The organism is Methylobacterium sp. BTF04, assembly GCF_010692745.1.
GTDB lineage: Bacteria > Pseudomonadota > Alphaproteobacteria > Rhizobiales > Beijerinckiaceae > Methylobacterium.
In genome coordinates this window covers 91,814-118,409 of record NZ_JAAHTB010000008.1, presented here as the reverse complement: position 1 = coordinate 118,409, position 26,596 = coordinate 91,814, and the positions used below count along the sequence as shown (strand labels likewise).

The following is a 26,596-nucleotide window of genomic DNA, read 5'->3' as shown; positions in this document are numbered from 1 at the left end:
GCGTGGCGCCATCCTGATGCTGTGCCGGGTTTAAGCGCCGGTCGTCGGCATCGCAAGCAACGGGATCAGCCGGTCTCGGCAGCAAGATAGGCGCGCCAGCCGCCATAGGCGGTGATCTCGACGGCACCATCGACCGCGTGGGCCTCGCACAGGAAGCCGGAGGCCTCGCTGCCGTCGTCGAGGGCAATCCTGCCGATACCGAGGGGCGCCGGGATCGCGGCAGCGAACCGACCGAAGGCCGCCGGGTCGAGGGACCAAATCTCCACCGCCAAGCCAGGACCGTCGAAGCCCGGCGTTCGGATCAGCCCGGGTTTGGCCGGGACCGTTCCTGCCAGCGCGTAGAGGCGATAATCGCGCGTGGTCGTCGCGCTGCGGACGAAGGTGGCGCCGAGCGTGAGGAGTTGGTGGTTGAGGGCCAACCCCGTGAGATGCGCGCCGACCACTACCAGTTCGATCGCTTCGGACGTCGATGGCGCGGCGAGAACGCGGCTCGCCTCCGGCAGGGCGGCGGCACGGTCGATCCCCATGCCGCCGCCGAGGGCGCGGTGGAGCGCATCGGCCCAGGGCGCCAAAGCCTCGTCGCTGAAGCTCGGGGCCACCAGCATCACGCCGCCGGGCAGACCATCGGCGCGGAATCCCGCCGGCACCGCGATCGCGGCGTGACCGAGCAGGTTGGCGAAGTTGGTGTAGCGCCCGAAATGGCTGTTGAGGCGGATCGGATCGGCCTGCATCGCCGCAACGCTGTAGGTGGTGGGAGCGGTCGGCAGCAGCAGTAGATCGAGCCCGGCCAGGATCGCATCGGTCCGCCGGCGCAGCGTCTCGAACGCATACCGGCCCCGGAACGCATCGGCGGCACTGTAGCCTTGCGCCGAGGCGACGATGGCGCGGACGCTCGGATCCATCGCCGCGGCGTGATCTGCGAAAAACTCTTCGATGGCCACCAGGCGCTCGGCGACCCAGGGCCCGTCGTAGAGTAAAGTGGCGATCTCGCGGAACGGGGCGTAATCAAACGGCACCGCGACGCCGCCCAGGGTTTCGAGCCGCGCGATGGCCGCATCGTAGAGCGCCTCGGTTTCGGCATCACCGTAGAATTCGCGCTCGGCCGGCATCAGCACGCCGAAGCGCAGACCCGTGCTGGGTAAGCCAAGCGGAACGGCTCGGCGCGAATACGGGTCGGCCGGGTCGAAGCCCTCGGCGATTCTCCGCACGACGGTTCCGTCCCCCACAGTCGCCGAAAACACCGTGATGCAATCGAGACTGCGGCAGGCCGGGACGAGTCCGGTGGTGCTGAGGAGGCCGGGCGTCGGTTTGATGCCGACGAGATTGTTGAAGGCGGCCGGCACCCGGCCCGAGCCGGCGGTGTCGGTGCCGAGGGAGAAGCTGGCAAGCCCGGCCGCCACCGCGACCGCCGAGCCGGAACTCGACCCACCCGAGACGTAATCCGCATCGAACACGCTGCGCGGCGCACCGTAGGGCGAGCGGGTTCCGTTGAGGCCAGTGGCGAACTGGTCGAGGTTGGTCTTGCCCGTCACCAGGGCGCCCGCCGCCTTCAGGCGCGCGACGACCTCCGCATCGGCATCGGGCGTGTAGGCGAAAGCCGGGCAGGCGGCGGTGGTGGGCAGGCCCGCGACGTCGATGTTGTCCTTCACCGCGAACGGTACGCCCCAGAGCGGCAGCGAATTCGGCTCGGGCGCACGTGTCATCAAGTCCCGTGCCGCCGCCACGAGGGCGGAACGCGCGACCGGAGTGATGAAGATCGCCGGGTCGCCCGAGGCCGCCATCCGGTCGGCGACGATGTCGGCAAGCGCCACCGGAGTGAGATCGCCCGAGGCATAGACGGCGCGGAGGGTCGCCAGATCGAGAATGGTCGGCAGCATGAAGGTTCGGATCTCCGGGATGATCGCCAGCGGTGCATACAAGAGGCGAGCCAGATCGCTAGAGGCATGCACGAGAGAGAATGGCCGATACCGCCCCTCAAGTCTGCCAGACGCGCGGCAACGACATTCCGCGGTAGCCGACGAGGACGCGCTGGGTGACGCTGCGCAGGGTGTCCGGATCGGCACTGAGACAGCGCACCACGAGATGGCCGTTCCAGGCGCTCGCTCCGGCCTCGACGCCGCCGCCCCGGCTACCGGCGGCCGGGAGACCGACTCGCGCGCCGCTGGCTTCGAGAAGCGCACGCACTTCCTCGATCCGCCCTTCCGCATCGGGCGAAACGTCGATCAGCGTCGCCATCGCCCGCGCGCCGCCGGCGATGGCGGTGCGGGCGAGGTGCGCGGTGATCGGGCCCTCGAGGCTGAGGGAATCGGCATAGACGAGGCGCCCGTCGCGGCGGATGCGCCAGACATCCGCGAAGGTCCCGTGCCGGATGTCTTCGTCACGCGCCGTTCGCCCGAAGGTGATGGCCTCGAAGGCGAGGAGATGCGCGTCCGAAGCCAGATCGGCCTCGAACCGACGGCGCAGCGCCGCGCCGTCGAACAGGATCGTCTCCTGCGGCAGGTAGGCGAGGCGGCCTCCGGCCTCGACAGTCACGCGCGTCTCGGCGATGCTGACTGGGCCGTCCGAGCGATAAATTTTTTCCGCCGCGGTAGTGGTGAGGACGAGGTCAGCACCAGGGCCGACCTCCACCGCGACGCTGAACCGGTCGCCGCAGGCGATGCCGCCGGCGGTGTTAAGCAACACCGCCTCGCAGGGTCCTACCGGCCGGCGCGGCAGCCGCAGACGCGAGGGACCGGCCTCGGCGAGGTCGCGGATCCGGGTGCTATCGCCCATCCGCACGACGCTCAGGCGGATGCGACCGTCCGAGCGTTGCCGCGCGGGCGCTGCCGTCTTCGCGGTCGGCTCCGGCGCCACAGACAGCGGCCCCGATCGATCAAACGCCACGGTTCATCACACCTACCCCGCGGACGCGAGCCGACACGGCCAGGGCCGCTTCACGCAGGTCCGGTGGCGACAGGGCGCTCGGCATCCGAGCCCCATTCCGACCAGGAGCCATCGTAGAGGGCACGGGGCGGACGGCCGAGGGTCTCCAGCGCCAGCGCGACGATGGCGGCCGTGACGCCCGAGCCGCACGTGGTGACCACCGGGCGCTCGACGTCGACGCCGTTTTCCGCGAACACCGCGCGCAGGGCCTCCGGATCCTTGAGGCGACCGTCCGTCTGCAGAGCCGAGTAGTGCACGTTGCGCGCGCCGGCCATATGGCCGGGGCGCACGCCCGGCCGTGGCTCGGCCTCCTCGCCGCGAAAGCGCGGGCCGGACCGGGCATCGACCACCTGCGCCAAACCGGTCTCGAGGGCGCGGGCGATGTCGCCCGCATCCGCCACCGCACCATGATCGAGACGGGCGGTGAAATGGCGCTTGGCGCGGGGGCGGCCTTCGCCGTCTTCCACCGGGCCACCGGTCGCCACCCAGGCGGGAAAGCCGCCCTCCAGGATCGCCACGTCGCGCACCCCGAAAGTCATCAGCATCCAGCGCACGCGGGGAGCGGAAAACAGGCCCATGCCGTCATAGACCACGATGTGCATGCCGTCGCCGATGCCCAAAGCCCGCATCCGCGAGGCGAAGACCTCGGGGCGCGGCAGCATGTGAGGCAGGGTGGAGCCTTCGTCGCTCATCGCGTCGATATCGAAGCGGACAGCACCGGGGATGTGGCCGGCGGCATACTCGGCGGCTGCATCGCGCCCCTGCGCGGGCAGATACCAAGAGGCGTCGAGCACGACGAGGTCGGGCGCGTCGAGGCGGGCCTTGAGCCAATCCGTGCTGACGAAGGGCGTCGTCGCCATGGGTTCTTTTTCCGTTCGACGTGAGGGGATACGCCACTCAATCACATCCGGGCCGCCGTTGCACGATGGCTCCGGCCCGTCACGACCGCAGCGCGGTTTCAGACCTCGAAAGGGCGGCCGACGACGTCCGGCGTCCCATGGGTCCGCGCGCGGCGTCTTTACGGGTGCCGGTCGTGGCCGGCTTGGCCTATGTCTATGGCGGAACGCCCCCGATGGAGCCGCCGCAGCCTTGAGCCCGCGTGAAACCTTTCACATCGAAATCCTCGGTCCCGAGGAATCGCTTGGCCCGGATGCCGTACGCCAGCGCGTCTCCGTGCGGACCAGCGGCGTCGAGGCGGCCCGCGAGCGGGCGCTCACGCTGTTCGCCCGCGCCCGTGCCCCACAACGCTCGGGGGAACCGGCGGAACTCGTCCGAGTGATCGACGGGGCGGGCACGGAGGTGTTTCGCTGGAGCCGCTTCGACGGGCCGGGCTGAACCCATGCGCACGCTTCTCGCCTTCGGGGTGCTGTTGCTGTTCGCCGCGACATTCGTCCGCAGCTACACGGTGCCCCCCGCGCCGGATCGGCGCGGCAGCACCGTCGTGTCGCTCGCCTATCCGAACCGCCCGTTCTTCGGCAGCCCACGTGGGGCGTGCCTCACGACACCGGTGGACGAGCCGGCGATCGGCTGCCTCGTCGGCTCGGTCGCCCGCGCCCGGGAGGACGGGATTCCGCTTCTGCATCTCGCGTTCTGCGCCACCTGCTACGGCCTATCGCAACGCATCGCCGCCTTCGGTCAGGACGAATCCACGGTGCAGGTCAAGCTCGATCAGATCAGCCGGTTCGGCTGGTAGTCCGGCCAGCCGACCCTCAGGAATCCGCCTCGGCGGTCTTGCGACGAGCATGGACCCAGGCGCGCACCCAGGTCACGATGTCGGCACGCAAGCGCTCGAGCCGCGCGGCCAAAGCGAACAAACGGTCACCGCCCCGCGTCTCCACAAGGATGTGCGCGAGCGCGCGTCGCTCGGTCCAGAAGGTCTCGGGCAGGGCGAAGTTCGGCGGCGCGCAGGAATCGGCTCTGGTGACGGCGCCATCCGCGATCAGGCTCTGGGTCAGTCGGTAGAACAACTGGGTGCCGGGGGAGTGGCGGGCGACCGATTCGTCGAAGGCGATCTTCAGGGTCCAGATCTCGTCGCGGGTGACGAAGCTCACCACCGAGGCCAGGGTCCGCTCGTTGCGACGCAGCCGGTCGATCCGAACGCAGCCGCGCGCGCCGAGGGAAGCGACAGCGCCGCGCATCAGGGCGGCCTGAGACGGCGCTGCGGCGATGGCGGTGCCGCGCCGGCCCTTCCATCCCTGGGCCTCGACGGCGAGATGGTCGTCGAGGGCGGCCGCGAGTTCGCCCGGGTCGCGGACGGTCTCGAAGGTGACGGGACCGTCCGCCTCCAGGCGCTCGGCGCTTTGACGGAACTTGCGGCGCCGTCGGGCGGAGAGGTGATCGAGATAGGCCGCGCGCTCAGACTGCGCCTTTCCCCTCAGATCGAGAAACGCCCGCTCGTGCGCCCAGAACCGGGCCTGGCGCAGGCGGTGGCGCCCCAGCCAATCCGAAAGCAGGTCGGCGAACGCTCCTCGCGTGGGCGCGAAGGTCAGCATCACGCGCTTTCCCACCAGCAGGCGAACGCCGAAGAACAGGGCATCGAGGGCGCGTGACGCCTCCGCCGCATCGAGAAGCGGCGCACCGAAGACGCCGAAATCGTGCATCCAGCCCATGACAAGCGTCAGCGGAATGCCCCAGCGCAGGCGGGTTCGGCGAATGGGCCAAGCTGCGAGCAGGCGCAGGCCCGGCTCTTCCGGCGCCCGATCGCCCACGAGGGCGACCTGCACCCCGGCTCCGAACGCCCCCGCCGCGGACAAGGCAAAGTCGGGATGGTAAAAGAGGTTGTCGACGAGGGCGCGGTCGCTCAGCCTCCGCCAAGGCTCGATCCAGGGGGCGTGCGGGTCCAGCGGTCGGAGAGCGACGACGAGCCCATCGGGGGTCACGACGCTGGTACGGCGCATCCGCGACTTGAACCAATTCATCACGCGGCTCGGTTCAGTCGCCGGGCAGTGAGGTCGGCGATCCCGAGGATGTTGAAACGCCACGCTGTCGCCATTGCGGCGATCCCCAACAGGGTGATTTCCAAGGCGATCCCGGCCGGTGCGCGGCCCATCGCTGTCAGATCGACGGCGCCGATGACGGCCCGACAGGCGAGGGCGGATGCCGCGATGACGGCGATGTCGCGCCACGGCACCGGCATTCGGATCGGCCCGCGTGTGCCGAGCACGAAAACGAGGCAGGCGGCGCCCTGGCCCAGGGCCACGGCCACGGCCGCCCCCTCGACGCCGTAGCGCGGGATCAGCAGCGCCGACAATCCGCCGATGACCGTAAGCAACGTGACGGATGCGACGGCGTCGAGGCGGCTCGAATCCGCGAAGTAGATGACCTGTCCGAAATAATAGGATCGGAACATCAGCAGGATGCTGCCCGCGACCAGCAGGGGCGCGACCCGCAGCGCGGCATCGCGATAATCCGGCCCGAGCAGGGCCGCTACGAGAAGATCGTCGAAGGCGAGGAAGAACACCGCCCCGAAGGCCGCGATCAGAGTGAGCAGGCGCGCGGCATCCTCCAGCACAGGGCGCGCCGCCGCCATGCCGCCGTCCCGCGCATCGCGCTTGGCGATGGAGACGAGGGCGAGGGCGATACTGTCACCGAACACGACGAAGCTCTGGCGCAGGAAATCGGCGAAGGCGCCGTAGGCCCCGAGTTCGCGCACGCCGACGCTCGATCCGATGATCAGCCGGTCGATGGTCTGAGCGAGCGCCGCGACCCCGAAGGACAGCACCAGAGGCCAACCATAGGTGAGGAGGCGCCGGGCCTCATGCAGGTTGCCGCGCGCGCGCAACAGCGTGGCGATCGACAGGACGGCCGGCACCGCCGCGATCACGTTGGCACCGGCAGTGGCGAGGAGAAGGTCGACGGCATCGCCCGACAGCAGCAGGGCGGCGCTGCCCAGGACCAGGACCAGCACCGCGCGCAGAACGATGGACAACGCGACCGCGCCCACCTCGAGCCGGGTTCTGGCGATCTCCGCCGACCCCTCGAACACCATCATCCCGCACGCCGCTGCGACGATGGCGATGGCGGACCGTGCTTCCACAAAGCCGAGCAGGGTCGCTCCGGCCGCGACCAGACTGGCGAGCCCGATCATCGCACCGAGCAGGCGGACCACCGTACCGACCTGGGCCGCCGCGCGCGTCTCGTCATAGAGCGCGAAGAACGAGAATTTCGGCCATTGGCAGGTCGCCCCGTAGAGTACCAGCGCCCAGGACAGGACGAGCAGATACAGCCCATACACTTCGGTCGGCGCGAGGCGCGTGAAGACAGCGAGCGAGGCCATATTCAGGGCGGCGGCGAGGCCACGCGAGCCGACATAGGTGAGGGTATGGCGCGCGATCATCCGGAATTCGGGTCCACCGGGCCGCCCGGTCTGTGGGAAGTCTTAACACGCAACCCTTGCCGAGGCGTCAATACGCGGGTCGGCGCCTGATCCGCCTCGCCGTCTTCGGACGTCGAAGGTGCAAAAGCGACGACCGCCGGATGGTCCGACGATACGATCCCTCGGCATTGACTTCGCAGACGCGAAGCCGCATATCGCACTTGCAGCGTCAGCGGCCGTCATGGTTCCGCTTGAGAGGGCTGCGTGACGGATCGACGGGTCGCCCAGCGCGAATTCCGACCGACCTGAGCCCCTCTCTTCAACGTGCATGCACCCGGACTGCCCCGGCACGCGGGCGGCTCCAGCTCAACGGACCGATTCTGATCATCGATCGCGGTCGCCGTCTCTCGACGGCCGTCGCCACGGTCCCGCTGCCTGAAAGTTACCCTTTTGACCCAGTTTACCGATTTCGGCCTCGCACAGCCCGTGCTGCGCGCGTTGGAGGAGGCCGGCTACAAGACGCCGACCCCGATCCAGGCCCAGGCCCTCCGCCCCGCCATGGAAGGCCGCGACCTCTGCGGCATCGCCCAGACCGGCACCGGCAAGACCGCCGCCTTCGCGCTGCCGATCCTGCACCGGCTCGCGCAGAACCCGCGCAAGGCGATCCGTCGTGGCTGCCGCGTGCTCGTACTCTCGCCCACGCGCGAGCTCGCCAACCAGATCGCCGAGAGCTTCTCGGATTATGGCCGGCATCTCTCGTTCACCAACACCGTGGTGTTCGGTGGCGTCACCATCTCCCGCCAGGAGAAGGCGCTCGCCAACGGCGTCGACATCCTCGTCGCCACGCCGGGCCGCCTGATGGATCTCATCGAGCGCCGCTCGCTGACCCTCGAGGCCGTCGAGATCCTCGTCCTCGACGAGGCCGACCAGATGCTCGACCTCGGCTTCATCCACGCCCTGAAGCGCATCGTGAAGATGCTGCCCAAGGAGCGCCAGAGCCTGTTCTTTTCGGCCACGATGCCGAAGAACATCGCCGGCCTCGCCGACCAGTATCTGCGCGACCCGGTTCAGGTCGCCGTCACGCCGGTGGCCACCACCGCCGAGCGCGTCACGCAGGAGGTCATCTTCGCCCATACCGGCGCGAAGCAGGCATTGCTGGGCCATATCCTGCGCGATCCCAAGATCGAGCGCGTTCTCGTCTTCACCCGTACCAAGCATGGCGCCGACCGCGTCGTTCGCGGTCTGGAGAAGGTCGGCGTTCCGGCCTCGGCCATCCACGGCAACAAGTCCCAGCCCCAGCGTGAGCGGGCCCTCGCCGCCTTCAAGGATGGCTCCTGCCGGGTGCTCGTGGCCACCGACATCGCCGCACGCGGCATCGATGTCGAAGCGGTGAGCCACGTGATCAACTACGATCTGCCGAACGTGCCGGAGAGCTACGTCCACCGCATCGGCCGTACCGCACGCGCCGGGGCGAACGGGCTCGCGATCTCGTTCTGCAACGACGAAGAGAAGGCCTACCTGCGGGACATCGAGCGCACCACGCGCCAGAAGATCCCCGTCGCCCCCTTCCCGGAGGGCTTCACGCCTCCGTCGCGCCAGGAGGCGATGGACGCCGCCCAGGCCGAGGAGCGTCGTCCCGCTCCGCAGGGTCAGCGTCCCGGCCAGCGCCAGGGTCAGCGCCCCGGCGGTTCTCGTCCCGGTGGTGGCCGTCCCGGCCAGGGCCGCGGCGGAGACGGTGGCCGTGGTGGCCAGGGCGCGCCCGCGCGCTCGGCCCGGCCCGAGGGCGCCGGTCGGTCGCAGGAAGCCCGTGGCGATCGTCGCCAGGGCGCTCCGCAGGAGACCCGCTCGGAGCCGCGCAGCGACAATCGCCAGCGCACCCCGCGTCCGCAGGGCGCGGGTCCCGGCGAAGGCCGTGCCATCGGCTGGCTCGATCGCTCGCCGCGCTCCTGATCGCTGCATACCGTTCTGACATTCGCGCCGTCCCGGTTCTCCGGGGCGGCGTTTTCATGTCGCGTCACCCCCATTGCCGCACCGATCGGACGCTCCATCTCAAGAGCGACACGAGGCGCAGCCAGTGAGGTTTCCATGCGGTTCGAACTCTACAGGGATTCCGCCGGAGAGTGGCGTTGGCGTCTGCGGGTGGCGAACGGCAACGTCGTGGCCGATTCCGCCGAAGGCTACGCCCGGCGCGCCGATTGCGAGCACGGGATCGCATTGGTCAAGGAAAGCGCCGCGGCCTCGATCGTCGACATGACCACCAAGATCGCCTGACCGGCATACCCGCCGGGAATGGTTGGTTGACCGTATTCGCAGACGCGCGAATGGCAAAAGCAACGCTTTGCCTGTTCACGCGTTGCATGCGACCGGATTGAAATCCGGGCCACTTCGTATCGTGGCGTCACTCGACATATCCCAGGGAGTTGTGAACGTGCTGAGGAAACTCGTGCTGGCCGCGCTGCTGGCTCTCGGCTTTGCCGCGGCGGCACCCCAGGGCGCATCGGCCGCCCCGATCGGTCCTGCCCTCGCCCTTCAGAGCGAGGCAGCCCCCGCCGTCGCCCAGACGGTGCAGTATTACGGTTACCGTCGCCGGTTCTATGGCCCGCGCCGCTTCTATGGTCCGCGCCCGTTCTATGGCCGTCGCTACTATGCCCCGCGTCGTTTCTATGGCCCACGGCGGTTCTATGGTCCGCGCCGGTTCTACGGCCCGCGCCGCTTCTACTGATAGCGCTCGGTCCCGCGGGTAGCGGGATCGCTCGCCATCGATCAGCCCGGCGCGCGTGATTCGCCGCCGGGCTTTTTGCGTCTTGCACCAAAATGCCTGTTCGGGTGTGGGTACCGGCAGAATGATGCTGTATGGTTCTTTTCGTGAGACGGTCGACATCAGATCGCGCCGCTCCGGAGGAACGCCCATGACCGAGATCGCCGCGCGCGAGACCCAGACCCACGACCTCTGGCAATCGATCCCCCTCGAACTCGCCGTCTCGGTCGCTGCCGTCATCGTGGCCGGATGCCTGAAATTCATGGGTATGATGCCCTGATCAGGCTCCCCCAAACGTGGCTTATCCGGCGCGGGTCACGATCGAGCATGGCGCCCAGTCGCGTATCCGTTCCGCCGCTGGTAATTCCTTGTTTTTGCTTCGCCGCTTCCTGAAGGTTGCATTCGCCTTCCGGAGTGATGGCACTGGTGGGTGAGCCGAAGGCGACGAGGGGACGAAATGGCGGAGACGGAAGAGGGCGGCGGTCCGCGCGGGGACCTTACGGTCCGAACCAGCGCGATGCCGGCGGACACCAATGCCAACGGCGACATCTTTGGCGGCTGGGTGATGTCGCAGATGGACCAGGCGGGTGGCATCGCGGGGGTCGACCGCACGCAGGGCCGCGTTGTGACGGTGGCGGTGGACGCGATGACCTTCATCCGTCCCGTGCGGGTCGGTGACGTCCTGTGCGTCTACACCCGCATCGGAAAGATCGGCCGAACATCGATGAAGATCGAGGTGGAAGCCTGGGCGCGCCGCTTCCGTACGCAGACGCGCGAAAAGGTCACCGAAGCGACGTTCACCTTCGTCGCCATCGACGACGAGGGCCGGCCCCGGCCGATCGAACCCGCGTAGACTGTCAGGCGTTCGGTGCCGCCACGCGTTGGCGCAGCCCGGTGATCACCGCCTTGAGAATGTCCGAACCGGCCTCCTCGCTGCCCATCGAATGCCCCATGGAGCGAATGGAATCGATGCGCTCGTGGATGAAGGACAGCTTGGCGATCACCGCCGGCGTCAGCTTGAACGGGTACAGGGCCGGCTGCCCCATGCTGCGGCTGAGCGAATTGACCGCGTAGGTCAGCGGCAGCCACGCCTCCACGAGCCGACTGAAATCGGAAATCCGATAGGGATCGTAGTCGATCACCACGGGTTCGCTCGCCCCGTGCCGCAGGCGTGGACGCACGTGCATTTCAAAGGTGCTGGCGGTCTCGACGGTATCGACGATGTGGAGGTACTGCGCCCAGGTCTCGGCGAAATCCTCCCAGGGATGGCTGCTGGCATAGGCGCTGACGTAGGAGTCCTCCCAATCCGCCGGCGCGCCATGGGCGTAATGGCGCTGCAGCGCGCCGCTGTAATTCGCGCGCTCGTCGCCGAAAAGCGACCGGAACGTCCACAGGCTCTGGTCGTAGCGCACCAGAACGTTCCAGAAATAATGTCCGATCTCGTGGCGGAAATGGCCGAGAAGAGTGCGGTAATATTCTCCGAAGAGCATCCGCCGCCGCTCGCGCTCGACATCATCGGCTTCGGCGATGTTGAGGGTAATCAACCCGTTCCGGTGTCCGGTGAGAACCGGCGGTCCGACCCGGTAGCTTTCGGCTGGATCGACGAGGAAGTCGAAGGCGAGGCCGGCGATCGGATTCTCGTCGCGCGTCATCAGCGGCAGGTTGAGGCGCAGGAGCGAGTAGAACAGCCGATGCTTGGCCGCCTCGATCTGGCGCCAGCGGGTGAGGTTCCAGGCGATGGTCAGATCGGGCACGACCCGGTTGTGCCGGCAGGTCGTACAGTAGCGATCGGATGACGCATCCGGCACCAGCCAGTTGCACGCTCCGTATTGGGCATTGGCGCAAAAACGGTACTTGCGCGCCGGGTCGGCATAGGCATGCCAAATTGTGCCCGAGGGCTCGAGCGCCGACATCTCGTGCACGTCGGAGACGTAGCCGAGCTTTCGCCCGCAGCTTTCGCAATCGGTGCTCTCGAAGCTGATCGGCTGATCGCAAGCCTGGCACTGGAAGATCTTCATTGAGTCGGCTCGGTACCCATCCCTGTCCTACACACTCCGTTCCGATCTCCGCGCGCCCCCACTCTTCCCTTGCTCCGCTCCCGGATCTGCAACGCGGACGGCTCCGCCCGGCCGCGGTCCCACGGCAAGCCAACCAAAGCCGGGCAGTGAGGGAAGTTCCAACTCCATACTGGAGAGCGCCCCGGTCCATCATTTTCCGACACGCAATGATGCACGAAACTTGCGTACAAGTCCGGCCCGGCGCAGCTTTCGGCGAAACGCTGGCAGGGATGGCCGCTCACGCCATCCGGCCCGCGATCCACCGGTGCGTGCCAGAAACGACCCATCGCACACGGGTGACCGTTGGCGTATGGAACTGATGACCTTCTTCCGAGGCACCGCAAGGCGGTGCCTCGTTTCTCCGCAGCCGGCGCGAATACGTCCTCGCCCGCCCGGCTCCATGTCCTGGTACTGCGGGAGTCCCCGTGTCGATCAAAGCCGCCCTGCATCACGTCACCCACTACACCTACGACCGGCCGATTGCGCTGGGTCCACAGGTTATCCGCCTGCGGCCCGCACCGCATGCGCGCACGGCCGTGCCGGCCTATTCGCTGAAGGTTCTGCCCGAGAACCACTTCATCAACTGGCAGCAGGACCCCAACGGCAACTGGCTCGCGCGCATCATCTTCCCTGAGAAGACGACCGAGCTGAAGATCGAGGTCGACCTGACCGCCGACATGTCGGTGATCAACCCATTCGACTTCTTCGTGGAGGAGTACGCACAGACCCGCGGCTTCACCTATGCGGACGACCTGACCGCAGAACTGAAGCCCTATCTCGTCCTCGACGACGCCATGGCGCCCGAGGTGGACGCGTTCCTCGAGCACCTGCCGGCCGAGCCGAACACGGTACTATTCCTGGTGGCGTTGAACGCGCAGGTGGCGCAGGAGATCACCTACGGCGTCCGCATGGAGCCGGGCGTGCAGACCGCCGCCGAAACCTTGACGCTGAAGAGCGGTTCGTGCCGCGACTCGGCATGGCTGATGGTGCAGATCCTGCGCCGCATCGGCCTCGCGGCGCGCTTCGTCTCGGGCTACCTGATTCAGCTCGTCCCCGACACCACCGCGGTGGATGGCCCGGTTGGAACCGCCACCGATTTCACCGATCTGCACGCATGGGCGGAGGTCTTCCTGCCCGGCGCGGGATGGATCGGGCTCGATGCCACCTCCGGCCTGCTGTGCGGCGAGGGCCACATCCCGCTGGCCGCGACCCCGCACTACAATTCCGCATCCCCCATCTCAGGGCTCGCCGAGCCGGCGGAAGTGGAGTTCGGCTTCGAGATGACGGTGACGCGCGTGGCCGAGGCCCCACGCATCACTAAGCCGTTCTCGGAAGAGATCTGGGCGGCCATGGACGCGCTGGGCGATCGCATCGACGCCGACCTCGCCGAGCAGGACGTGCGGCTGACCATGGGCGGCGAGCCGACCTTCGTCTCCATCGACGATTTCGAATCGGCGGAATGGAACGCCGCCGCGGTCGGACCGACGAAGCGCGGTCTGGCCGACAAGCTGATCCGTCGCCTGCGCACCCGCTTCGCACCCGGCGGCATGCTGCATTACGGCCAGGGCAAGTGGTATCCGGGCGAGAGCCTGCCGCGCTGGGCCTTCGCCCTGTACTGGCGCCGGGACGGCAAGCCGATCTGGAAGAACGCAGAGCTCATCGCCGCCGAGGACGGCCCGCGCGATGCGGATTCGACCAAGGCCAAGGCGCTGATCGACGCGGTCGCCAAGCGCCTCGGCCTCGGACCCTACGTTTTCCCCGCCTTCGAGGACCCGGTCTACTGGGCTGAGAAGCGCGACGAGCTGCCGGTCAACGTCACGACCTCCGAGCCGCATTTCCCCAACCCAGAGGCCAATGCGCGGATGGCCCGCGTCTTCGAGCGCGGCCTCGGCGAGGCCGCCGGCTATGCGCTGCCGCTCGCGAGCCTGCCCATCGGCAAGGCGAGTCCCAGCGACAAGGATGAGGCGGCAGAGCGCCTCTGGATCTCCGAAGGCTGGGAGTTCCGCCGCGATCACGCCTTCCTCACACCGGGCGACTCGCCGGTGGGCTACCGTCTGCCGCTCTCGTCGCTGCCCTATGTGGCGCCGGAGAACTACCCCTATTACCAGCCGCAGGATCCGCTGGAGGCGCGCGGTGCTCTGCCCGAGGGTCATTCCGGTCCCGAGACCATCAATGGCTCGGGTGTCACGGGCGTCGCCGTCCGCACCGCTTTCGCGGTGGAGCCGCGCGACGGCCTGCTTCACGTCTTCATGCCGCCGCTCGAGCGCGTGGACGAGTATCTCGAGCTGCTCGGCTATCTCGAGGAGGCCGCCGCCGAACTCAAGCAGCCGCTGCATATCGAAGGCTACGAGCCGCCGTTCGACCCGCGCATGAACGTCATCAAGGTCACTCCCGATCCCGGCGTGATCGAGGTCAACGTCCACCCGGCTCCGACCTGGCGCGACGCGGTGACGATCACCACCGACCTGTACGAGGATGCCCGCCAGATCCGCCTCGGTGCGCAGAAGTTCATGACCGATGGACGCCACACCGGCACCGGCGGCGGCAACCACGTGGTGCTGGGCGGCGCGACGCCGGCCGATTCCCCGTTCCTCCGACGGCCCGATCTGCTCAAGAGCCTCGTACTCTACTGGCAGCGCCACCCGGCGATGTCGTACCTGTTCTCGGGTCTGTATATCGGCCCCACGAGCCAGGCCCCGCGCATGGACGAGGCGCGTCATGACGGGCTCTACGAGCTCGAAATCGCCATGGCGCAGGTTCCCAAGCCCGACGAGCCCAATATTCCGCGCTGGCTGGTGGATCGCATCTTCCGCAACATCCTCGTGGATGTGACGGGCAACACCCATCGCTCCGAGATCTGCATCGACAAGCTGTACTCGCCGGACGGGCCGACGGGACGCCTCGGGCTGCTCGAGTTCCGCTCCTTCGAGATGCCGCCGGACCCGCGCATGAGCCTGGCCCAGCAGCTCCTGCTGCGCGCCATCGTCGCCTGGCTGTGGCGCGAGCCGCAAACCGGTGGCTGTGTCCGCTGGGGCACGGGCCTGCACGATCGTTTCATGCTGCCGCACTTCCTGTGGGCCGACTTCGTCGGCGTGCTGGAGGATCTGCGGGCAGCCGGCTACGACTTCGATCCTGCGGCCTTCGTCGCGCAGCGCGAGTTCCGCTTCCCGGTCTTCGGGACGGTGGAGCATGGCGGCGTGAAGCTTGAGCTGCGCCAAGCCCTGGAGCCCTGGCACGTGCTGGGCGAGGAGGGCGCCATCGGAGGCACCGTGCGTTACGTCGACAGCTCCGTGGAGCGGCTTCAGGTGAAGGTCGAGGGCTTTGTCCCCGGCCGGCACGTGATCAGCTGCAACGGACGCCGATTGCCGATGACCAGCACCGGCGTATCCGGAGAGGCCGTTGCGGGCCTGCGGTTCAAGGCGTGGCAGCCGGCATCGTCGATGCACCCGACGATCCCGGCCCACGCACCGTTGACCATCGATATCCTCGATGCCTGGAGTGGCCGATCGCTCGGCGGGTGTCGCTATCACGTCAGCCATCCGGGGGGGCGCAACTACGAGACCTTCCCGGTCAACACCTACGAAGCGGAGGGGCGCCGCCTCGCCCGCTTCCAGGCCCACGGCCACACCCCCGGCAAGGTCGCGATGCCGGTAGAAGAGACGAGCCGCGAGTTCCCGATGACCCTCGACCTGCGGACACCGTCGCCCCAATGACCGACCTGGCCGTGGCGGAGGTCTCCGGGCGAGCGGAACGGCTGGCACGCTGGACCTCCGGCTACCGGCCGCAACCGGGCGTACCCGACGAGTTCATGGACTCCGCCGGTCGCCCCAAGGGCGGGTGGCCACGTCTGCTCGACCGTCTGGGCGCCCTGAGCGAGACGCAGATCGCGGCTCGGTTCACTTCGGCCGAGCGCCACATCCGCGATACCGGCATCTCGTACCGGATCTACGGCGACAGGCGCGAGCATGCCTGGCCGCTCGGCTCGCTTCCCCTCGTCGTCGAGCACGCCGATTGGCAGGCGCTCGGCGCCGGCATCATCCAGCGTGCCTCGCTGATGGAAGCGATCCTCGCCGACGTGTATGGCGCCGGCCGTCTCGTTGAGGAGGGACTGCTGCCGGCGGCCGTCGTTGCGGGAAGTCCCGAATTCATGCGCCCGATGGTGCATGTGGCGCCCCCCGGCGGCCGCTTCCTCAAGTTCTATGCGGCCGATATCACCCGCGGCCGCGACGGACGCTGGCGCGTGCTCGCCGACCGGACACAATCCCCCTCCGGCCCCGGCTACGCGCTGGAGAACCGGATGGTGTTGACCCGCGCCTTCCCGGACATCCACACCGACCTGCACGTCGAGCGCCTCGCCACGTTCTTCCAGGCGTTTCGCGATGGCCTCGCGGTGGGCGCGCAGCGCAGCGACCCGCGCATCTGCCTGCTGACCTCCGGCCCGTTCAGCTCGACCTATGTCGAGCAGGCAGCACTTGCCCGCTATCTCGGCCTGCTGCTGGTCGAAGGCGACGACCTCGTGATGCAGGACGGAGCCCTGCATATCCGCACAGTCTCGGGCCTGAAGCGGGCCGACGTGCTGTGGCGGCGCATCGATTCCGACTACGTCGACCCGCTCGAACTCAACCCGGCCTCGCGCCTGGGCGTGCCCGGCCTCGTCGAAGCCCTGCGCAACGGCAGCCTCGTGGTCGGCAATATGCCGGGATCGGGCTTTCTCGAATCGGGGGCATTGGCCGCCTACCTGCCCGGCATCGCGCAAAAGCTGCTCGGCACCGAACTGGCGCTCACCGGCCCCCGCACCTGGTGGTGCGGCGATCCGGACTCGCTCGCCTATGTCCGCGACAACCTCGACGGCCTGACGTTGCGGCCCGTAGCGACCCCACCCAAAGGCGCGGCGCGCGACGCGATCATGGGTCCGCATGCGCTGGGAGCGGAGCGCGACCGCGTGGTTGCGGCCCTGCGCGACCGTCCGTTCGACTACGTTGCACAGGAGGCCGCACCGCTTTCGACCATGCCGGCCTGGGAGCGCACGCCCGGAGGTCTGCGCCTGACGCCGCGTCCCTTCGTCCTGCGGGTGTTCGCGGCTGCCACGGCGGATGGCGGATGGCGTGTGATGCCCGGCGGGTTCTGCCGCATTTCCGAGCGGCCCGACGTGGAGCCCATCGAGATGCGGGCGGGCATCAAGTCGGCCGACGTCTGGGTCCTGTCGGATACGCCGGTGGAAGCGGTCTCGCTGATGCAGCAGGGCGCGCCGCGGGTCCGCCGCATCGCCGGCCACTTGCCGTCACGGGCCGCCGACAACCTGTTCTGGTTCGGGCGCTACGTCGAGCGCGCAGAGGCGGTGATCCGCCTCGTGGTGGCCCATCTCGGCAGCGTCGGCGGCGCGGTGATCGCCGACATGGCGGGCGATGCCAAGGCGCCGACGGCCCTGCGCATCCGCGCCCTCCTCGACGAGTGGGGAGCGATCGCCGCCCCCGACATGCCCACGGCGGAACTGGCGCAGGAGGCACTCAGCGGACGCGAGGCCTACGGTTCCGCCCTGTCGCACAGCCTGTCGGCGCGGGCCAACGCCGCCTCCCTGCGCGAACGCCTCTCGGGAGAGGCGTGGCGCACATTGGCCGATCTGCGCGACGTCCTCGACCTCGACCCGAAGCGGGACTTGGCAGAAGCTCAGCTCTTGGCATTGGCCGAGCGGGCGCTCGGGCACATCGCCGCCCTGTCGGGACTGGCGCAGGAGAACATGAACCGGACGGCGGGATGGCACTTCGTCGATCTCGGCCGGCGTATCGAGCGGGCGATCAACACCTGTGCCTGCGCCACGCAATTCGCCGGGGACACCGCCACCGCGGAGGATCTCGGGGTGATGCTGTCGCTGTGCGATTCCCACGTCTCCTTCGGCGCGCGCTACATGCAGGGCGTGGCCCTCGAACCGGTGCGCGACATGGTGCTGCTCGATCCGTTCAACCCACGATCGGTGGCATTTCAGGTCGAAGCGATCGAGCGCCACCTCGCCGACCTGCCGGCCCTGCGGGTCGACGGCCTGCCCGAACCGCACCGGCGGATCGCCGCCAAGCTGGGGGCGGAGTTCGCCACCGGGGAGGCGAGTGATTTCGACGGGGCCGCACTCGCCCGCCTGGAGAACGCCTTCGAGGGCCTCGCCGACGCCATCGCCACCCGCTATTTCCCCAATGGGCCACACGCGATGCGCCCGGAAAAGCTCATGGGGCTTGCGTGATCTATACGCTGCGCCACCTCACCACCTACCGCTACGCCCGGCCCGTCCGTTTCGCCCGCTGCGCCCTGCGGCTGCGCCCCAGCGATGGGGAAGGCCAGACGGTGCTCGACAGCAGCCTGACGATCACGCCGGCCCCGCGGACCCGCGTGGTGCGGCGTGACTATTTCGGACTCGACGTGGTGGCGGTCACCATCGACGCGCCGCACACCGAACTGCGCGTCGAATCGCTGTCTCGGGTGATGGTGGAGCGGCCGCCGCTCCCCGCGCCGGAATCGGGGATGCCGTGGGATCAGGTGCGCGACACGAGCCTGGCCGCCCGCTCGCTAGCCCACGACGCGCCGGTCCACTACCTGTTTCCGAGCGCCCGCGTCGCCCTGGCGCCGACGATCACCGACTATGCCCGCGCGAGCTTCCCGCCCGGACGCAGTGCCTATGGTGGCGCCTTCGATCTGATGCGGCGGATCCGGGCCGACTTCAAATTCGACTCCAAGGCCACCGACGTCCGTACGCCGCTCGCCGAAGCCTTCGTCCTGCGCGCCGGCGTGTGTCAGGATTTCGCCCACATCATGATCGCGGGCCTGCGCGGTCTCGGAGTGCCGGCGGCCTATGTCAGCGGCTACCTGCGCACCATCCCGCCAGCCGGGCGCCCGCGCCTGCGCGGCGCCGATGCGAGCCATGCCTGGGTCTCGGTGTGGTGCGGGGACGCCTGGTTCGGTTTCGACCCGACCAACGGGATCGGGATGTGCGACGACCATATCGTGGTGGCGCGCGGGCGCGACTATACCGACGTCTCGCCCATCGACGGCATCGTCTCGTCCTCCGGCCCGCAGAAGCTCAAGGTCGAGGTCGACGTGATCCCAGACGGCGAGGCGATGCCGGAGCATGCGACGGTGGCCGAATCCGAGACCACCTGACACCGGTTCACGCCACCGACCTCTCCTCGACCACGATGGTCTGGACGATGCCGTCCGGCTCGTAGAGCCAGCGCGCCAGGGCGCCCGCAAGGCCAGCCCCGAGCATCGGCGCGAGCCAGAACAGCCACAGCTGCCCGATATATTCGCCCCCGGCGAATAGGGCAGGGCCAGTGCTGCGCGCGGGGTTGACCGATGTGTTGGTCACCGGGATCGAGACGAGATGGATCAGGACCAGGGCGAACCCGATGGGAATGCCGGCAAAGCCGCTTGCCGCGCCTTTCGAGGTTGTGCCGATGATGATGAACAGGAAAAAGAACGTCGCCAGGAACTCCATCATCAGGCACGCACCGAGACTGTACTTGCCCGGGCTGAGGTCGCCATATCCGTTCGAGGCGAAGCCCGCCGGAACCCAACCGGCTTTGCCGGACGCGATGGTGTAGAGCACCGCCGCCCCGACGATCGCGCCGGTCACCTGGGCGAGCACATAAGGCAGGACATGCCGGTCGGCACAGCGCCCCGCCGTCCACAATCCGAACGTCACTGCGGGATTGAAGTGGCCGCCTGAGATATGCCCGACGGCGTAGGCCATGGTCAGGACGGTGAGGCCGAAGGCGAAGGCGACCCCGAGAAATCCGATCCCGAGTTCGGGGAAGGCCGCCGAGATCACGGCGGCTCCACATCCCCCGAAGGTCAGCCAGAAGGTTCCGAAGAATTCGGCCGAGGCCCGACGCATGGTGTCATTGGACATAGGCGACATCCTGTTCAGAGACAGTCGTCCGCACCGAATCTTCAGGCACAAGCGATGTGACGACAGGACATCGCTTGTGACACGAATACAATGTTCGATTTCCGGTAAAATCGCAACAATTGCTTATATCTCAGTTTTTAATAGTTTTTGCGCGCGGTTTCTAGAATTCCTCCAATCCTCACCGATTGTGGTGGGCGTGCTAGCGAGACCGGTGATGCGGGTTGCGGACTCGGCGTTCGGGGAGCGCAGCCGCCTGCCCATCCGATGGACTTTCGAGGGCGAGATGGCTTAAGCGCGGCTCCACGCGCGGACATCAGATGGAGAGCGGGTCTTGGCCGAGACACAGACGATGGAACGGCACGCCGCCGTGAGCGCCGCGATCCTCGCCTTCATCGCCGCGCGCAATCCGGGGATGGATCGCGATGCGGTGACGGGTGCGACGTCGCTCGTCACCAGCGATGCCCTCGATTCCATCGGCGTGCTCGACCTGATGATGGACCTCGGCGAACGCTTCGGGTTCGAGATCGAGGAGGATGCCTTCGACCTCGCGCATTTCGAGAGCGTCGATGCGCTCGCCCGTTACGTCGACGGCAAGCGGCATCAGGCCTGAAGCCCTTACCGATGCGCCAACCCACGCTGCTGCACCATCTGCTCGACGGGGCGGCCTGCACGGCCGACCGCACGGCGCTCGTGGCCGGCAGCGACAGCCTGACCTATGGCGCCTTGCGCGAGGGCGTCGACACCCTGGCCGCGCGCCTGGTTCGGGCCGGGATCGAGCCGGGTGATCGGGTCGCGATCCTGCAGCCGAAATCGCTCGCCGAATGCGTCGCGATCTTCGCGATCGGCCGGGCAGGGGCGGTGTTCGTGCCGATCCACCCAAGCCTGCGCCCGCGTCAGGTGCAGCACATCGTCGAGGATTGCGGCGCGCGTGCGCTGGTGACGAACGCGAGCCTGCTCGCCCAACTCGGCGCGGCGATCGCCTTCCTCAGCCCGGCAGCGATTACGGATAGCGATGCGGGCCTCGACCCGCTCATCGTCCGGCTCGATCCCACAACGACATCGGCCGCACCACAAGACCTCGCCGCGATCCTCTACACCTCCGGCTCCACCGGCCTGCCCAAGGGCGTGATGCTCAGCCATGCCAACCTGATCGCCGGCATCCGCATCGTACGGAGCTATCTCGGGATCACGCCCGACGAGCGCATCCTGTCGGTGCTGCCCTTCGCCTTCGATTACGGGCTGAATCAGCTCCTCACCAGCGTGGAGCAGGGGGCTTGCCTCGTCCTCCTCGAATTCCGGTTCGGCGACGAGGTCGTGCGGGCCATCGAGGAGCAGGGGATCACCGGGCTTGCCGGTGTCCCGACCCTATGGACCCTGCTCACCCGCGCCGCGCCGCGCCTCGCGAGGGCCGACCTCTCACGCCTGCGCTACGTCACCAATTCGGGCGGCGCCGTCCCGCTCGAGACGCTGGCGCGCCTGCGCAAGGCACTTCCGGCCACCGAGATCGTCCTGATGTACGGGCTCACGGAGGCGTTCCGCTCGACGTGGCTGCCACCGCACGAGATCGCAGCGCGACCGGGCTCCATCGGCCGCGCCATCCCCGAGACCGAGATCTTCGCGGTGACCGAGGACGGCCGACGCACGCGGCCCGGCGAGCCCGGCATCCTGATGCATCGCGGACCCACGGTCTCGCTCGGCTACTGGAACCGGCCCGAGGACACCGCCCGGGTGCTGGTGCCCGATCCCCGCGACCCGCACGCCCCGCCGGTCTGCCGCTCCGGCGATATCGTGGTGGAGGACGAGGCAGGCTACTTCAGCTTCGTCGGCCGGGCCGACGCGATGATCAAGACGGCGGGGTTTCGCGTGAGCCCGACCGAGGTGGAGGAGGCGCTGATGGAGACCGGCGCCTTCCGCACCGTCGCCATCATCGGCCTGCCGGATGCGAGCGTCGGGCAGCGCATCCATGCGGTGGCCGTGCTGGCCGAGGACGGAGTACCGCCGGACGCCGCGTTGCAGGCGGTCCGCGACCTGCTGCCCCCGCACATGGTGCCTCGGGCCGTCGAGGCCGTGGCGGCGCTGCCGCTGACGCCCAACGGCAAGGTCGATTACAAGCGCCTCGTCGCGGAGCGCACCATCGATGCCTGAGCCGGACGACCTCGCCAAAGCCCTCGTCGCCGAGCAGTTTTCCCGGAGTGACGGCGTGCTCCACGTGGGCGGTCTCGACGTGCGGACCCTGTCCGACACCCACGGCACGCCGCTCTTCCTCTACGATGCCGACCTGATGCGTCGGGCCTACCGCACCCTGGCGCAAGCGGTCTCGGGCTTTGCGGAGGTCGTCTACTCGGTCAAGGCCAATCCCGACCCGGCGATCATCCGGATCTTCGCGCAGGAAGGGGCGGGGGCCGAAATCGCCTCCGGCGCCGAGTTCGCGGCCGCATGCGCGGCTGGGGTGTCGCCGGATCGGATCCTGTTCGCCGGGCCGGGCAAAAGCGATGCCGACATCGCGCGGGTGGTCGCGGCCGGGATCGGCGAAATCCACTTGGAAAATGCCGAGGAGACGGCGCGTGTTGCTTTGGCCGCCGGACACCAGGGCCGGACGCAACGGGTGGCGATCCGGATCAATCCGGGACCGGACGCGCAGGGCGGCGCCATGCGGATGGGTGGCAAGCCGTCGCCGTTCGGCTTCGACGAGGAGGACCTCGACGCCGTCGTCGATGCGGTGGAGGCCGAGCCGCACCTGCACCTCTCGGGAATCCATCTGTTCGCCGGGACGCAGGGACTGATCGCCGGCACGCTTCTGGCGCAATGGGCCTACGGCTTGCGGCTCGCCGCCCGCGTCGCCGCGCGGATCGGGCGCCGCCTCGATACTGTCGACCTCGGCGGCGGCCTCGGCATCCCGTATTTTTCGGGCGATACCGCCCTCGACCTCGCCGCCCTGCACGCCGGGATTCCGGTGCTGAAGGAGTTGGTGGCCGGAAACCCAAACCTCGCGGGCGCCCGCATCGTCTTGGAGCCCGGACGCTATCTCGCCGGCCCCGCCGGCCTCTACGTGGCGCGGGTCCGGGCTGTGAAGCGCTCGCGCGGCACTCGCTTCGTCATCACCGATGGCGGCATGCATCATCATCTCGCCGCCTCGGGCAATCTCGGCCAGATCGTCAAGCGCGACTATCCGCTGGTCGCGGTGGTCGATCGTCCCGAGACACCGCGCAGTCCCTGCGCCGTGGTCGGCCCACTCTGCACGCCCCTCGATATGCTGGCCCGCGCCGCCACGCTGCCGGATCTCGCGCCGGGCGACCTCGTGGCGGTGCTGCAATCGGGCGCGTACGGGCTCACAGCGAGCCCGACGGGCTTCCTCGGCCATCCGCGTCCGGCAGAAATTCTGGTGGATGGTGGCGTGGCGACGGCGATCGGTCGGCGGGACGCTTAAGCCAGCGTTTCCGAGTAATGCCGCCCTGGCTTCGACACGGCTCTACGAATTCGTTTCCGTGAAACGCCGGAACGCCTCCAGGGTCTCGGCACTCACGTGATGCTCGATCCCTTCCGCATCGCGGCGGGCGGTCTCGGCACTGACGCCGAGGGCGCACAGGAACAGCTCGACGATTCGATGACGCTCCCGGCTCTGCACGGCGAGCGCCTGGCCGGTCTCAGTGAGAAACACCCCGCGATAGGGCCGCTGCTGCACCAGGCCGTCCTCGGCCAGACGCTTGAGCATCTTGGCCACCGTCGGCTGGGCGACGCCGAGTCGGGCGGCGATATCCACCTGACGCGCCTCGCCGCCATCGCCGATGAGATCTGCGATCAGTTCGACGTAATCCTCCACGAGTTCGAGTCGCCGCGCCTCGCGCGCCTGTCGGAAGCTTTCGACATGGACGTCGGCATCGACGAGCGACGCTTCTGGCACGGATCGCGACGTTTCCCGCATGAGGCCGGCTGTCTCCCGATCGCCGAACGCGCCGGATCGGGCGCCCGCGTTCCCGCTGTGTAGCCAAGCCCGCGCCCCGATGGGAGCCCCCGACACGCCCGATCGACGATTCGCGCAAAATCTATGCGCGCAGATGCGCCACGAAATCCTGTGCGAATCCGGGCAGGGCGTCCAGGGACCGGACGCAGATGGTGAGGTCGCGCGCCGCCCAGGGATCGCGCAGCGGCACGATCGCGATGGCCATGGAGCGGGCGACCCGGCGGGCGGTGGTCTCGGGGACGATGCCGAGGCCGACGCCGCATTCCACCAGCCGGCAGACCGCATCGAAGCTGCGCAGTTGCACCCTCAGGCGCATGGGGGGACGCCCGGTACGGGCCGCCTTGTCGGCGAGGAAGCGGGTCAATGCGCTGGTGCGATCGAGGCCGACGAGGTCGTGATCGAGAACCTCGGCGAAGGCCACGCCGTCGCGTCCGGCAAAGGCATGCCGGTCGGAGACCACCACCACGAAGCGATCCTGCCGGAACGGGTAGGTTTCCAGCGTGCCGGTATCGACGGTGCCGGCGACGATACCGAGATCGGCCGCCCCGTCCGCCACCAGTCCGACGATCTCGTCGGAGGTCCGCTCCTCGATATCGACGCTAACGCCGGCCTGATGAGCCAGGAAGGCGCTGAGCACCTCGGGCAGGAATTCGGTCAGGGCGTTGGTGTTCGACAGCACCCGGATCTGGCCCACCGTCCCGCCGGAGAACGGGGCCAGATCCTCCTGCATCCGGTCGATGCGGTCGAGCAGGCCGCGGGCATGGGCGAGCAGGGTGCGGCCCGCCGGGGTCGCGGTGACGCCCTGGCGCCCGCGGATGAGGAGGGCGGCCCCCAGCGTCTCCTCCATGGCGCGGATGCGGACGGAGGCCGCCGCCAGCGCGAGGTTGGCCCGTGCCGCCCCATGGGTGATCGAGCCCGCCTCGACCACGTGGCGGAACAATCCGAGATCGACGAGGTCGAAGCGCATCATCAACGAGACCTACCCGGCCTGAGCCGTGTGGCAAGGCGCAAAGGCCTGGATAAGATTTCCTTAACCCTGCGGCGCGATGGTGCCGCCATGGTCATCCGTCGCCGCGTCCGTTCCGTCCTGATGCCGCTCGGCCTCTACGCCGTGTCGGGCCTCGTCGTCGGCTATTTCGTGCATCAGGCCGAGAGCGGAAACCGCGGCCTCGAAGCCAAGCGCGCGCTCAAGATCCAGGCCTACGGGCTCAACCAGGAGCTCACCGCCGCCAAGGCGGACCGTGCCACCTGGGAGCACCGCGTGGCCCTGCTGCGCAGCGACCAGATCGATCGCGACCTGCTCGAGGAACGCGCCCGCGTCGTTCTCGGCCGGGTGCACGCCAACGACGTGGTCATCATCACCCCCTGAAGGCAGTCCCTGCACGGCCGCAGCACCGACGCTTTACGCACCGATTTCAATCTCCGACGCGCCCTCGTCATCACTGACAACTCGGGCGATCTGTCGACGGGGCGGCCTCGCTTTCCCAAAATGCGTGCCTTAGAAACGGTGGCAGAAGAGACGTTCCGGGAGAGCGCCGATGGATGCCGCCAACGAAGCGGGTCAGGCTAAAGCTGATCAGATCAAGTCCGATCACGCTGACGTCGATCCGACGATTCCCGCGACCGGCAGCGCAGTGGCCCACGAGCCCGCGCCGAAATTCACCCGCGAGGAAGAGCTCCACGCCTACCACGAGATGCTGCTGATCCGCCGCTTCGAGGAGAAGGCGGGGCAGCTCTACGGCATGGGGCTGATCGGTGGCTTCTGCCATCTCTACATCGGCCAGGAAGCCGTCGTCATCGGGATGCAGATGGCGTCCATCGAGGGCGATCAGGTCATCACCGGATATCGCGACCACGGCCACATGCTCGCCTGCGGCATGGACCCGAAGGGCGTGATGGCCGAGCTCACCGGACGTCGCGGCGGCTACAGCCGCGGCAAGGGTGGCTCGATGCACATGTTCAGCCGCGAGAAGCAGTTCTTCGGCGGCCACGGTATCGTCGGTGCACAGGTTTCGCTCGGCACCGGCCTCGGCTTTGCCGATGCCTACAAGAAGAACGGCCACGTCAGCCTGACCTATATGGGCGACGGCGCTGCCAATCAGGGCCAGGTCTACGAGAGCTTCAACATGGCGCAGCTGTGGAAGCTGCCGGTGGTCTACGTCATCGAGAACAACCGCTACGCCATGGGCACGTCCGTGGCCCGCGCCTCGGCGCAGACCGATTTCTCCCGTCGCGGCATCTCCTTCGGTATTCCCGGCGAGCAGGTGGACGGGATGGACGTGCGCACGGTGCGCGAGGCCGCGTCCCGCGCCATCGAACATGCCCGCTCCGGCGAAGGCCCCTACATCCTCGAGATGCAGACCTACCGCTATCGTGGCCACTCGATGTCCGATCCGGCGAAATACCGGACCAAGGACGAAGTCTCGAAGATGCGCGACGAGCACGACCCGATCGAGATGGTGCGCAAGCGCCTGATCGAGGAGCACGGCGTGCCCGAGGCCGACCTGAAGGCCACCGATGCGAAGGTCCGCGAGGCGGTGAGCGACGCGGCCGAATTCGCCACCCACGATCCCGAGCCGGATCCCGCCGAGCTCTGGACCGACATCCTTCTGGAGGCGCGCGGCTGAGCCGCGTTCTCGACCGCGTCGTGGCGTTGGATGGACCCGGCTGACGGGACGATAACGCGCCG

Annotated in this window: 24 protein-coding genes; 15 read left to right on the top strand and 9 right to left on the bottom strand. The window is 68.4% G+C overall.

What is annotated here, in order from left to right; all coding sequences use genetic code 11:
* Positions 1 to 65: 65 nt before the first annotated feature.
* The 3 genes from atzF to sseA form a co-directional block, all read right to left on the bottom strand.
* The gene (gene atzF / locus G3T14_RS07350; RefSeq protein ID WP_163641582.1) at positions 66 to 1,877 is read right to left on the bottom strand and encodes an allophanate hydrolase; all 1,812 of its coding nucleotides are present in this window, start codon (positions 1,875 to 1,877) and stop codon (positions 66 to 68) included.
* Between the two features lie 97 nt (positions 1,878 to 1,974).
* Complete coding sequence (locus G3T14_RS07345; RefSeq protein ID WP_348645229.1) at positions 1,975 to 2,853, bottom strand: urease accessory protein UreD; 879 nt, start codon at positions 2,851 to 2,853, stop codon at positions 1,975 to 1,977.
* 80 nt (positions 2,854 to 2,933) lie between these two features.
* Positions 2,934 to 3,782 carry a 3-mercaptopyruvate sulfurtransferase gene (sseA, locus tag G3T14_RS07340; protein ID WP_163641572.1) on the bottom strand — a complete coding sequence of 283 codons (849 nt, stop codon included), beginning with the start codon at positions 3,780 to 3,782 and terminating at the stop codon, positions 2,934 to 2,936.
* Between the two features lie 229 nt (positions 3,783 to 4,011).
* Between sseA and G3T14_RS07335 the strand changes: the two genes are divergently transcribed.
* Complete coding sequence (locus G3T14_RS07335; RefSeq protein WP_163641570.1) at positions 4,012 to 4,257, top strand: hypothetical protein; 246 nt, start codon at positions 4,012 to 4,014, stop codon at positions 4,255 to 4,257.
* 4 nt (positions 4,258 to 4,261) lie between these two features.
* The gene (locus G3T14_RS07330; protein ID WP_163641568.1) at positions 4,262 to 4,615 is read left to right on the top strand and encodes a hypothetical protein; all 354 of its coding nucleotides are present in this window, start codon (positions 4,262 to 4,264) and stop codon (positions 4,613 to 4,615) included.
* 16 nt (positions 4,616 to 4,631) lie between these two features.
* Here the strand turns inward: G3T14_RS07330 and G3T14_RS07325 are convergent, their stop codons facing one another.
* Positions 4,632 to 5,840, bottom strand: coding sequence for a GNAT family N-acetyltransferase (locus tag G3T14_RS07325; protein ID WP_246733029.1), 1,209 nt, complete (start codon positions 5,838 to 5,840; stop codon positions 4,632 to 4,634).
* On the bottom strand, positions 5,840 to 7,258 hold the full coding sequence (locus tag G3T14_RS07320) for an oligosaccharide flippase family protein (RefSeq protein WP_163641566.1): 1,419 nt from the start codon (positions 7,256 to 7,258) through the stop codon (positions 5,840 to 5,842). Before G3T14_RS07320 ends, G3T14_RS07325 begins: the two co-directional genes overlap by 1 nt.
* Positions 7,259 to 7,687: 429 nt before the next feature.
* Here G3T14_RS07320 and G3T14_RS07315 point away from each other — a divergent pair, with 429 nt between their 5' ends.
* From G3T14_RS07315 to G3T14_RS07300, 5 genes are all read left to right on the top strand, one after another.
* Positions 7,688 to 9,187: a DEAD/DEAH box helicase gene (locus G3T14_RS07315; protein WP_163641564.1), complete on the top strand. Its 1,500-nt coding sequence runs from the start codon at positions 7,688 to 7,690 to the stop codon at positions 9,185 to 9,187.
* A 135-nt stretch (positions 9,188 to 9,322) separates the two neighbouring features.
* Positions 9,323 to 9,508 (top strand): DUF1508 domain-containing protein, encoded by a 186-nt coding sequence (locus G3T14_RS07310; RefSeq protein ID WP_163641562.1) that lies wholly within the window; start codon positions 9,323 to 9,325, stop codon positions 9,506 to 9,508.
* Between the two features lie 157 nt (positions 9,509 to 9,665).
* Positions 9,666 to 9,959 (top strand): hypothetical protein, encoded by a 294-nt coding sequence (locus tag G3T14_RS07305; RefSeq protein WP_163641560.1) that lies wholly within the window; start codon positions 9,666 to 9,668, stop codon positions 9,957 to 9,959.
* 187 nt (positions 9,960 to 10,146) lie between these two features.
* The gene (locus G3T14_RS25390) at positions 10,147 to 10,275 is read left to right on the top strand and encodes a hypothetical protein (protein ID WP_281409796.1); all 129 of its coding nucleotides are present in this window, start codon (positions 10,147 to 10,149) and stop codon (positions 10,273 to 10,275) included.
* 177 nt (positions 10,276 to 10,452) lie between these two features.
* A complete protein-coding gene (locus G3T14_RS07300; protein WP_163641558.1) occupies positions 10,453 to 10,848 on the top strand; it encodes an acyl-CoA thioesterase in 396 nt (131 codons plus the stop codon).
* 4 nt (positions 10,849 to 10,852) lie between these two features.
* On the opposite strand, the gene G3T14_RS07295 is transcribed toward G3T14_RS07300, so the two are convergent.
* On the bottom strand, positions 10,853 to 12,013 hold the full coding sequence (locus G3T14_RS07295; RefSeq protein ID WP_163641556.1) for a putative zinc-binding peptidase: 1,161 nt from the start codon (positions 12,011 to 12,013) through the stop codon (positions 10,853 to 10,855).
* Positions 12,014 to 12,477: 464 nt separating this feature from the next.
* On the opposite strand from G3T14_RS07295, the gene G3T14_RS07290 reads away from it, so the two are divergent.
* The 3 genes from G3T14_RS07290 to G3T14_RS07280 are packed head-to-tail and all read left to right on the top strand — an operon-like array spanning position 12,478 to position 19,198.
* Entirely contained in the window at positions 12,478 to 15,765 is a 3,288-nt protein-coding gene (locus G3T14_RS07290) for a transglutaminase family protein (RefSeq protein WP_163641554.1), read from the top strand.
* A complete protein-coding gene (locus tag G3T14_RS07285) occupies positions 15,762 to 18,284 on the top strand; it encodes a circularly permuted type 2 ATP-grasp protein (protein WP_163641552.1) in 2,523 nt (840 codons plus the stop codon). Before G3T14_RS07290 ends, G3T14_RS07285 begins: the two co-directional genes overlap by 4 nt.
* A complete protein-coding gene (locus G3T14_RS07280) occupies positions 18,281 to 19,198 on the top strand; it encodes a transglutaminase family protein (RefSeq protein ID WP_163641550.1) in 918 nt (305 codons plus the stop codon). The genes G3T14_RS07285 and G3T14_RS07280 overlap by 4 nt, the downstream gene beginning before the upstream one ends.
* Before the next feature lie 7 nt (positions 19,199 to 19,205).
* Here the strand turns inward: G3T14_RS07280 and aqpZ are convergent, their stop codons facing one another.
* Positions 19,206 to 19,946, bottom strand: a complete 741-nt coding sequence (aqpZ, locus tag G3T14_RS07275) for an aquaporin Z (protein ID WP_163641548.1) — start codon at positions 19,944 to 19,946, stop codon at positions 19,206 to 19,208.
* 331 nt (positions 19,947 to 20,277) lie between these two features.
* On the opposite strand from aqpZ, the gene G3T14_RS07270 reads away from it, so the two are divergent.
* From G3T14_RS07270 to G3T14_RS07260, 3 genes are read left to right on the top strand one after another with little or no spacing between them, the layout of a single operon-like run.
* The gene (locus G3T14_RS07270; RefSeq protein WP_246733025.1) at positions 20,278 to 20,556 is read left to right on the top strand and encodes an acyl carrier protein; all 279 of its coding nucleotides are present in this window, start codon (positions 20,278 to 20,280) and stop codon (positions 20,554 to 20,556) included.
* Positions 20,557 to 20,567: 11 nt separating this feature from the next.
* Positions 20,568 to 22,091, top strand: a complete 1,524-nt coding sequence (locus G3T14_RS07265; protein ID WP_163641546.1) for an AMP-binding protein — start codon at positions 20,568 to 20,570, stop codon at positions 22,089 to 22,091.
* A complete protein-coding gene (locus tag G3T14_RS07260) occupies positions 22,084 to 23,373 on the top strand; it encodes a type III PLP-dependent enzyme (RefSeq protein WP_163641544.1) in 1,290 nt (429 codons plus the stop codon). The genes G3T14_RS07265 and G3T14_RS07260 overlap by 8 nt, the downstream gene beginning before the upstream one ends.
* A 42-nt stretch (positions 23,374 to 23,415) precedes the next feature.
* Here G3T14_RS07260 and mntR read toward each other — a convergent pair whose 3' ends face one another.
* Positions 23,416 to 23,868 carry a manganese-binding transcriptional regulator MntR gene (mntR, locus tag G3T14_RS07255; RefSeq protein ID WP_163641542.1) on the bottom strand — a complete coding sequence of 151 codons (453 nt, stop codon included), beginning with the start codon at positions 23,866 to 23,868 and terminating at the stop codon, positions 23,416 to 23,418.
* Positions 23,869 to 23,989: 121 nt separating this feature from the next.
* A complete protein-coding gene (locus G3T14_RS07250) occupies positions 23,990 to 24,874 on the bottom strand; it encodes a LysR substrate-binding domain-containing protein (RefSeq protein ID WP_163641656.1) in 885 nt (294 codons plus the stop codon).
* A gap of 90 nt (positions 24,875 to 24,964) precedes the next feature.
* Between G3T14_RS07250 and G3T14_RS07245 the strand changes: the two genes are divergently transcribed.
* Positions 24,965 to 25,276 carry a septum formation initiator family protein gene (locus G3T14_RS07245; protein WP_163641540.1) on the top strand — a complete coding sequence of 104 codons (312 nt, stop codon included), beginning with the start codon at positions 24,965 to 24,967 and terminating at the stop codon, positions 25,274 to 25,276.
* Between the two features lie 169 nt (positions 25,277 to 25,445).
* Entirely contained in the window at positions 25,446 to 26,534 is a 1,089-nt protein-coding gene (gene pdhA / locus G3T14_RS07240; protein WP_163641538.1) for a pyruvate dehydrogenase (acetyl-transferring) E1 component subunit alpha, read from the top strand.
* Positions 26,535 to 26,596: the final 62 nt, after the last annotated feature.